This is a genomic window from Paenibacillus sp. JNUCC 35 (assembly GCF_058269095.1).
In genome coordinates, this window is record NZ_CM177771.1 from 6,233,714 (window position 1) to 6,242,500 (window position 8,787).

5 protein-coding genes, 1 tRNA gene and 2 rRNA genes (1 of these 8 running past the window's edge) are annotated in these 8,787 nt (G+C 51.6%); all 8 read right to left on the reverse strand.

What is annotated here, in order from left to right; all coding sequences use genetic code 11:
- Positions 1-107: 107 nt before the first annotated feature.
- Positions 108-197 (reverse strand) — tRNA-Ser (locus AC2TF6_RS28230).
- Positions 198-279: 82 nt separating this feature from the next.
- On the reverse strand, positions 280-1,563 hold the full coding sequence (gene serS, locus AC2TF6_RS28235) for a serine--tRNA ligase (protein ID WP_491309431.1): 1,284 nt from the start codon (positions 1,561-1,563) through the stop codon (positions 280-282).
- An 89-nt stretch (positions 1,564-1,652) separates the two neighbouring features.
- Positions 1,653-2,225 (reverse strand): pyridoxal 5'-phosphate synthase glutaminase subunit PdxT, encoded by a 573-nt coding sequence (gene pdxT, locus AC2TF6_RS28240; protein ID WP_491309432.1) that lies wholly within the window; start codon positions 2,223-2,225, stop codon positions 1,653-1,655.
- Between the two features lie 29 nt (positions 2,226-2,254).
- Positions 2,255-3,136: a pyridoxal 5'-phosphate synthase lyase subunit PdxS gene (gene pdxS, locus AC2TF6_RS28245; RefSeq protein WP_491309433.1), complete on the reverse strand. Its 882-nt coding sequence runs from the start codon at positions 3,134-3,136 to the stop codon at positions 2,255-2,257.
- Positions 3,137-3,251: 115 nt separating this feature from the next.
- Positions 3,252-4,544, reverse strand: a complete 1,293-nt coding sequence (locus tag AC2TF6_RS28250; protein ID WP_491309434.1) for a D-alanyl-D-alanine carboxypeptidase family protein — start codon at positions 4,542-4,544, stop codon at positions 3,252-3,254.
- Positions 4,545-4,662: 118 nt separating this feature from the next.
- The gene (gene guaB, locus AC2TF6_RS28255; RefSeq protein WP_491309435.1) at positions 4,663-6,120 is read right to left on the reverse strand and encodes an IMP dehydrogenase; all 1,458 of its coding nucleotides are present in this window, start codon (positions 6,118-6,120) and stop codon (positions 4,663-4,665) included.
- A gap of 165 nt (positions 6,121-6,285) precedes the next feature.
- Positions 6,286-6,402 (reverse strand): 5S ribosomal RNA (gene rrf / locus AC2TF6_RS28260).
- Positions 6,403-6,537: 135 nt separating this feature from the next.
- Positions 6,538-8,787: ribosomal RNA gene (locus tag AC2TF6_RS28265) — 23S ribosomal RNA — on the reverse strand; it runs 668 nt beyond the window's last position.

Here is an 8,787-nt window from a genome sequence, read left to right on the forward strand (position 1 = left end):
CAAAGCACTCCAAGCACTCCCAATGGTTTAAAAGAATATACATGAACGCAAAAAAACTGCGGCGCTTAAGCCCGCAGTTCGTAAGGTCTTATTTTATAAAAGTTGAATGGCGGAGAGGGTGGGATTCGAACCCACGGTGCCCTCACAGACACGGCGGTTTTCAAGACCGCTGCCTTAAACCACTCGACCACCTCTCCAGAAAGCTACCGACTTCCGATCACAGAAGACAGTAACTGTAACAGAGAAATTTTATCACAATCAAAGTTCTATTTACAAGTGTTAATTTTTACGCAGCACCGTAACGCCATTCATGTAAGGAACCAGCACTTCCGGAACCGTAACCGAACCGTCTTCCTGCTGGTAATTTTCAAGGATGGCCGCTAGCGTCCGTCCGATGGCAAGCCCCGAGCCGTTCAGCGTATGTACGAATTCCGGCTTCGCTTTGGCATCTCTGCGGAAACGGATATTGGCGCGGCGCGCCTGGAAGTCCTCGAAGTTGCTGCACGAGGAGATCTCCCGGTAGGCTTCCGAGCTTGGCAGCCATACCTCAAGATCGTATGTCTTAGCCGATGTGAAGCCGATATCGCCTGTACAGAGCGTCAGAACGCGATAAGGCAGCTTCAGAAGCTGAAGCACGCGCTCCGCGTTCTGAGTGAGCTCCTCGAGCTCCTCGTACGATTCCTCGGGCTTGACGAGCTTGACCAGCTCCACTTTGTTAAACTGGTGCTGGCGGATCAGGCCGCGGGTATCTCTTCCGGCAGCTCCCGCTTCGGAACGGAAGCATGCGCTGAACGCGACGAATTTACGCGGAAGCTGCTCCGCGGCAAGAATATCATCCCGGTGGTAATTGGTCACCGGCACTTCCGCCGTCGGAATCAGGAAATATTCCGAATTCTCGATATGGAACACGTCTTCCTCAAACTTCGGAAGCTGCCCGGTTCCCGTAAGGCTGTCCCGGTTTACGATATACGGAGGAAGCATTTCTTCATACCCGTGCTCCGTACTGTGCAGGTCCATCATAAAGTTCATCAGAGCGCGCTCCAGACGGGCGCCCAGACCCTTATAGAACACGAAGCGTGATCCCGTTACTTTACCGGCCGCTTCAAAGTCCAGGATCCCCAAATCCGTGGCCAGATCCCAGTGAGCTTTCGCCTCGAATCCGAATTCCGGAACGTTCCCATTGCGGCGGATCTCAATGTTATCCTCTTCCGTGGCCCCCACCGGAACGCTTTCATGAGGAACATTCGGTATAGAAAGAAGCAGGTGATTCAGCTCGACTTCCAGTGTCCTGAGCTCCTCATCCAGTTCTTTGATGCGGTCACCCACGCCTTTCATTTCGGCGATCAGATCATCCGCATCCTCTTTTGCCTTCTTACGCATCGCCACTTCCTGCGATACCGTGTTCCGGCGGTTCTTCAGCTGCTCCACTTCCTGCAGCAGCTCTCTGCGTTTCACATCAAGTTCCGCTATACGCGCAACTTCTTCGAGCTGCTTGCCTCCGCGGTTTTTCATAGCGGTTTGAACCGTTTCTATGTCGGTACGGATTAATTTAATATCAAACAAGGAGACTCCTCCTCCTAAAGTTGTAAAAATGGAACAAAAGCACCCTTCTCTCGTATGGAGCAAAAGAGGTGCTTCTGCTTTTAGATCGATTAACGGGTTTCCCGGATCATATCCAGAAAATAAGCGTGCATGCTTGAATCATCCGTCAGTTCGGGATGGAACGAAGCCGCAAGCAGATGACCCTGTCTGGCGGCCACGATTTGCCCGTTGTACTCGCTTAACACGTCCACGCCGTTTCCGACCTGATCGATAAGCGGCGCACGGATGAAAACGGCCCTTACAGGCCGATCAATGCCCTTAACAGGCAGATCGGTTTCAAAGCTTTCCTGCTGCCGGCCAAACGCATTGCGCTGCACGGTCATATCCATCAGTCCCAGATGGGCTTCTTCCTGACCCGCAATCTTATCCGCGATCACAATCAGTCCGGCACACGTGCCGAAGACCACTTTTCCCTGATTGGAAAAATCCCGAATCGCTTCGATAAAACCGTAGCGTCTCATCAATTTGCCAATCGTGGTACTCTCGCCTCCGGGAATGATCAGACCGTCCAGTTCGGCAAGCTGCTCCGTGCGCTTCACAACGACGCCTTCTCCGCCAACCGCCTCGATCAGGCGGATATGTTCCGCTACGGCTCCCTGCAGAGCCAATACGCCAACTTTCATCGTTCTTCCCCGCTTCCTGCCTCGGCTGATTACCAGCCGCGATCCTGCATCCGCTCGGAAGCATGCAGCTTGGAGATTTCGATGCCTCTCATCGGGGCTCCCAGGTTTTTGGAAACCTCCGCAATCAGCTTGTAGTCTTTGTAATGCGTAGTCGCTTCTACGATCGCACGCGCGAACTTCTCAGGGCTGTCCGATTTGAAAATACCGGAGCCTACGAATACACCGTCCGCGCCAAGCTCCATCATAAGAGCCGCATCGGAAGGAGTCGCTACACCGCCTGCGGCGAAGTTAACGACCGGCAATTTGCCGTTCTCGTGAATATATAGAACCAGATCGTATGGGGCACCCAGGTTTTTGGCTTCGGCATACAGCTCGTCCTTCGCCAGGCTCTGGATTTTCCGGATTTGAGATTGAATAAGACGCATATGACGAACCGCTTCCACAATATTGCCTGTTCCCGGTTCACCTTTCGTACGAAGCATGGAAGCTCCTTCGTTGATACGGCGCAAAGCTTCGCCGATATCTTTCGCTCCGCATACGAACGGAACGGTGAAGTCCTTCTTGTCGATATGGAACACTTCGTCTGCCGGTGTCAGTACTTCGCTCTCGTCAATATAGTCCGCACCCAGTGCTTCCAGCACGCGTGCTTCTACAATATGACCGATACGCGCTTTAGCCATTACCGGAATGGAAACAACCTTCATAACCTCTTCCAGAACAGTCGGGTCCGCCATGCGGGCTACGCCGCCTGCCGCACGGATATCGGATGGTACCCGTTCCAGTGCCATAACCGCGGAAGCACCCGCAGCTTCTGCAACCTTAGCTTGTTCCGCATTCATGACGTCCATGATGACGCCGCCTTTTTGCATTTCAGCCATGCCTCTTTTTACGCGCGAAGTACCCGTCTCCATATTAAATCCTCCTGGAATTTATATCCCTAGCTAGATTTTTCGTTCATGAACTTCTAAGCTAACATTTTACATGAACCTGTTCGTGAAAACAATAACTTTTCCTGAGAGAACCCGCTTAGAATAAGCCTTTAACCCCGTTGAACAGATCTGCGAACAAGTTTTTGATCGCCCGCATCATCATCCGGAACCAGCCCGCTTTTTCCATATCGTTTTCGGCCACCAGATCAACCGTTTCGGAGTTTTTACCGAAGGACAAGGTAGCCGTACCCAGCTTGTCTCCCTTTTTAAGAGGGGCAACCAGTTTGTCCGCTGCCAGCAGATCAACCTTCGTTTCCAGCTTCGTATCCGCGGTTCCCTTCTTCACAGCAAAAGCTACATCGTTTTTCAGGACAGCAGGCGCTTCCAGTTCTACGCCTTTTGTAATCGGCACGGTTTTCTGCGCGTCGAGAGCAGTTCCGGCTTTAGCCAACGTTTTGAACTCAAAATTGTTAAATCCGTAGTCCAGCACTTTGCGTGTCTGGTTAAAACGTTCCGGCTCCGTCTTCGCACCCATCACAACGCTGATTAAGCGCATGCCGTTGCGTTCGGCCGTACCAGTAAAGCAATACTTGGCTTCATCGGTATGACCCGTTTTAAGGCCATCCAGACCCTGATAGGCATATTTCTTGAAATTCACATTGCTGCTGTTGCCTTCAAGCATCCAGTTATAATTAATCATCGGACTTTTATCCGATTCGCGTAGTTTTTTTGAAGGAACCTTTGTATACTCCAGCACTTCTTTATGCTCTGTAACCAGATGTCTTGCGAGAATGGCTACATCCTTCGCTGACATCACCGTCTCCCCTTGAATACTTTTAGGGGCATTCTCCTTAATATCCGCTCTGGATAGGCCCGTCGCATTAATGAATTGGGCTTTATCCGACATGCCGAGCTCTCTTGCTTTATCGTTCATCAACTTGGCAAAACCTTCTTCCGACCCGCCAAGCTTTTCCGCAAGAACAATAGAAGCATCGTTGGAAGAATAAATCGACATCGCATAAAACAAATCTTTGATGGTCAGGGTTTCGCCTTCCGCGATTAGCTGGCCGGATCCGATTACGCTGGCCGCGTACTTGCTTGCCGTGGCGGTATCCTCCCACTTGAGCTTGCCATTGTGAATCGCTTCCATAACAAGGTATTCTGTCATCATTTTGGACATACTTGCCGGAGGCAAGACTTGATCGGCATTTTTCTCAAATAAAATCTGTCCTGTGCTCGCTTCCATCAGAATAGCAGAACTAACATCCAATTCGGGTTCGCCGTCAGCCGCCAACGCGGTAACCGCAAATATGTGAAGGAAGGATACTTGTAGCATTGCAAAAACGAGGGCCAAAGATACTTTTCTTTTCCAGAAACCAAATTTTTTCAACTCACACACTCCTATTTGTAAATTCATGATGTGTCTTATTGTACCATTCCCCGGGCATAAAAAAAAGGAGACCCCGGTCCTGAAACCGGGGTCTCCTATATGGCTCGAAACATTCTAGTTACATCGAGTAGTTGGGGGCTTCTTTCGTAATTTGCACATCATGCGGATGGCTTTCGCGTAGACCCGCACCCGAGATACGAACAAACGCTGTATCGTTGATCAAAGTGTCGATGTCGGGAGCACCGCAGTACCCCATACCGGAACGAAGACCACCAACGAGTTGATAGATGGTATCGGCCAGCGGCCCTTTGTAGGCTACACGTCCTTCAATACCTTCCGGCACCAGCTTGGTTTCGTTCTCCTGGAAATAACGATCCTTGCTGCCTTCTTTCATTGCTCCGAGTGAACCCATACCACGGTAAACCTTAAAGCGTCTGCCTTGATAGATCTCCGACTCTCCTGGGCTTTCCTCCGTACCTGCAAAAAGGCTTCCCAGCATAACGGCGCTTGCGCCCGCGGCGATCGCTTTAACTACGTCACCGGAGTACTTGATGCCTCCGTCTGCAATGATCGGTACGTTGTACTCACGTGCAACGGACGCACAATCGTAGATAGCGGTGATTTGTGGAACACCGATACCGGCGATAACACGGGTTGTACAAATTGACCCAGGGCCAATTCCAACTTTGACGATAGAAGCGCCTGCTTCGATCAGATCACGCGTTCCGTCTCCGGTAGCCACGTTACCGGCGATAAGCGGCAGCTCCGGATATTGGTTGCGAAGCTTTCTGACCGTCTCCAGGATATTGATATGATGACCGTGAGCCGAATCGACAACCAGCACGTCCGCTCCGGCTTCTACAAGTGCCGCGGCGCGTTCCATCACGTCTTTGGAAACTCCTACTGCCGCTCCGCACAGCAGGCGGCCGAATTCATCTTTGCCCGCATTAGGGAACTGAATAGCTTTTTCGATATCCTTAATCGTGATGAGACCTTTCAGGACAAAAGAGTCATCCACCAGCGGCAGCTTTTCGATCTTGTGCTGTTGGAGAATTCCTTCCGCCTGCTCCAGGGTTGTCCCAACCGGAGCCGTCACCAGATTTTCTTTTGTCATGACTTCCTCAATTTTAATGGAGTAGTCATGAACAAAACGCAAATCACGGTTGGTCAAAATCCCAACCAGTTTCTTATTCTCATCGACGATCGGCACGCCGGAGATTCTGAACTTCGCCATGAGTGCTTCCGCATCGTAAACATGATGCTGCGGTGTAAGGTGGAAAGGGTTCGTAATAACACCGGACTCCGAACGCTTAACCCGGTCTACCTCGCCGGCTTGCTGCTCAATGGACATATTCTTATGAATAATTCCGATTCCGCCTTCACGGGCGATTGCAATCGCCAGAGCGGCCTCTGTCACCGTATCCATCGCTGAACTGAGGAGAGGAATATTTAATTTCACTTTCGGGGCAAGCTTGGTGGAAACATCAATCTCTTTACCGAACACATTTGATTTACGAGGCACCAGAAGTACATCGTCAAACGTCAATCCTTCTTTTGCGAATTTAGCATCCCACACAGGGTTTGCCCTCCTCTTCTGTCTTTAGATATTATTGCAATCATACATAAGGCGTTTTTTCATGTCAAGAAGCAGAGCATGACAATCTTGGCGCTCCCTGCTAGCATGTCTCTTTTCTATAACAAAAAACCTTTTCGAATGAGAGTTCGAAAAGGTTTTATTTGTGCTTGGCAACGTCCTACTCTCCCAGGACCCTTCGGTCCAAGTACCATCGGCGCTGGAAGGCTTAACGGTCGTGTTCGGGATGGGTACGCGTGGTTCCCTTCCGCCATCGTCACCAAACAGGTGTCTATTCAGACACACCAGGGTTGCTCCCTGAAAACTAGCAGCGAAACGTGCAGTCGATCCATCCAAAGATCTTGTGGTGCATATGTGTTATATGCTTTCGATGCGGCCTTTCCTTTCGGAAAAAGCCTTGTGGTCAAGCCCTCGACCGATTAGTATTGGTCAGCTCCACACATTGCTGCGCTTCCACCTCCAACCTATCTACCTCGTCGTCTTCAAGGGGTCTTACTAATTGGGAAATCTCATCTTGAGGGGGGCTTCACGCTTAGATGCTTTCAGCGCTTATCCCTTCCGTACATAGCTACCCAGCTATGCCTCTGGCGAGACAACTGGTACACCAGCGGTACGTCCATCCCGGTCCTCTCGTACTAAGGACAGCTCCTCTCAAATTTCCTGCGCCCGCGACAGATAGGGACCGAACTGTCTCACGACGTTCTGAACCCAGCTCGCGTACCGCTTTAATGGGCGAACAGCCCAACCCTTGGGACCTACTTCAGCCCCAGGATGCGATGAGCCGACATCGAGGTGCCAAACCTCCCCGTCGATGTGGACTCTTGGGGGAGATAAGCCTGTTATCCCCAGGGTAGCTTTTATCCGTTGAGCGATGGCCCTTCCATGCGGTACCACCGGATCACTAAGCCCGACTTTCGTCCCTGCTCGACCTGTATGTCTCGCAGTCAAGCTCCCTTATGCCTTTGCACTCTTCGAATGATTTCCAACCATTCTGAGGGAACCTTGGGGCGCCTCCGTTACTCTTTAGGAGGCGACCGCCCCAGTCAAACTGCCCACCTGACACGGTCCCTCTACCGGTTAACGGTAGTAGGTTAGAACTCCGATACGATCAGGGTGGTATCCCAACGGCGCCTCCACCCAAGCTGGCGCTCAGGCTTCAAAGGCTCCCACCTATCCTGTACAGATCGTACCAAAGTCCAATATCAAGCTGCAGTAAAGCTCCATGGGGTCTTTCCGTCTTGTCGCGGGTAACCTGCATCTTCACAGGTATTAAAATTTCACCGGATCTCTCGTTGAGACAGCGCCCAAGTCGTTACGCCATTCGTGCGGGTCAGAATTTACCTGACAAGGAATTTCGCTACCTTAGGACCGTTATAGTTACGGCCGCCGTTTACTGGGGCTTCGGTTCACAGCTTCGGATTGCTCCTAACCGCTCCCCTTAACCTTCCAGCACCGGGCAGGCGTCAGCCCATATACTTCGCCTTGCGGCTTCGCATAGACCTGTGTTTTTGCTAAACAGTCGCTTGGGCCTTTTCACTGCGGCCCCCTCGTGCTATTCACACTACCGGGGCACCCCTTCTCCCGAAGTTACGGGGTCATTTTGCCGAGTTCCTTAACGAGAGTTCTTCCGCGCGCCTTAGAATTCTCTTCTCGCCCACCTGTGTCGGTTTGCGGTACGGGCACCTTCGCCTGGCTAGAAGCTTTTCTCGGCAGTGTGAGATCAAGACCTTCGCTACTGTAATTTTCGCTCCCCATCACAGCCCAGCCTTCACGATGTGCGGATTTGCCTACACATCAGCCTCACTGCTTGGACGGACATCCATCAGTCCGCGTCCCTACCCTGCTGCGTCACTCCATTGCTCGTAACGGCTTACGGTGGTACAGGAATTTCAACCTGTTGTCCTTCGACTACGCCTTTCGGCCTCGCCTTAGGTCCCGACTTACCCTGAGCGGACGAACCTTCCTCAGGAACCCTTAGGCTTTCGGCGGATCAGATTCTCACTGATCTTTTCGTTACTCATACCGGCATTCTCACTTCTGTACAGTCCAGCAGTCCTCACGATCTACCTTCACTCCGTACAGAACGCTCCCCTACCCATGCACACAAGGTGCAAGTCATAGCTTCGGTGGTGTGTTTAGCCCCGTTACATTTTCGGCGCAGAGTCACTCGACCAGTGAGCTATTACGCACTCTTTAAATGGTGGCTGCTTCTAAGCCAACATCCTGGTTGTCTGTGCAACTCCACATCCTTTCCCACTTAACACACACTTGGGGACCTTAGCTGATGATCTGGGCTGTTTCCCTCTTGACAATGGATCTTAGCACTCACTGTCTGACTCCCGGGGTAATGTCTGTGGCATTCAGAGTTTGACTGGACTTGGTAACCCTTGGCGGGCCCCGCACCCAATCAGTGCTTTACCTCCACGACACATCCCCCGAGGCTAGCCCTAAAGCTATTTCGGGGAGAACCAGCTATCTCCGAGTTCGATTGGAATTTCTCCGCTACCCCCACCTCATCCCCGAATTTTTCAACATTCGTGGGTTCGGGCCTCCAGTGCGTGTTACCGCACCTTCACCCTGGACAGGGGTAGATCACACGGTTTCGGGTCTACGCCTGCATACTATAGTCGCCCTATTCAGACTCGCTTT

Excerpts from the sequence above, each read along its gene's own strand:
- pdxT (WP_491309432.1), bottom strand. The coding sequence starts at position 2,225 with ATGAAAGTTGGCGTATTGGCTCTGCAGGGAGCCGTAGCGGAACATATC.
- pdxS (WP_491309433.1), bottom strand. The coding sequence starts at position 3,136 with ATGGAGACGGGTACTTCGCGCGTAAAAAGAGGCATGGCTGAAATGCAA.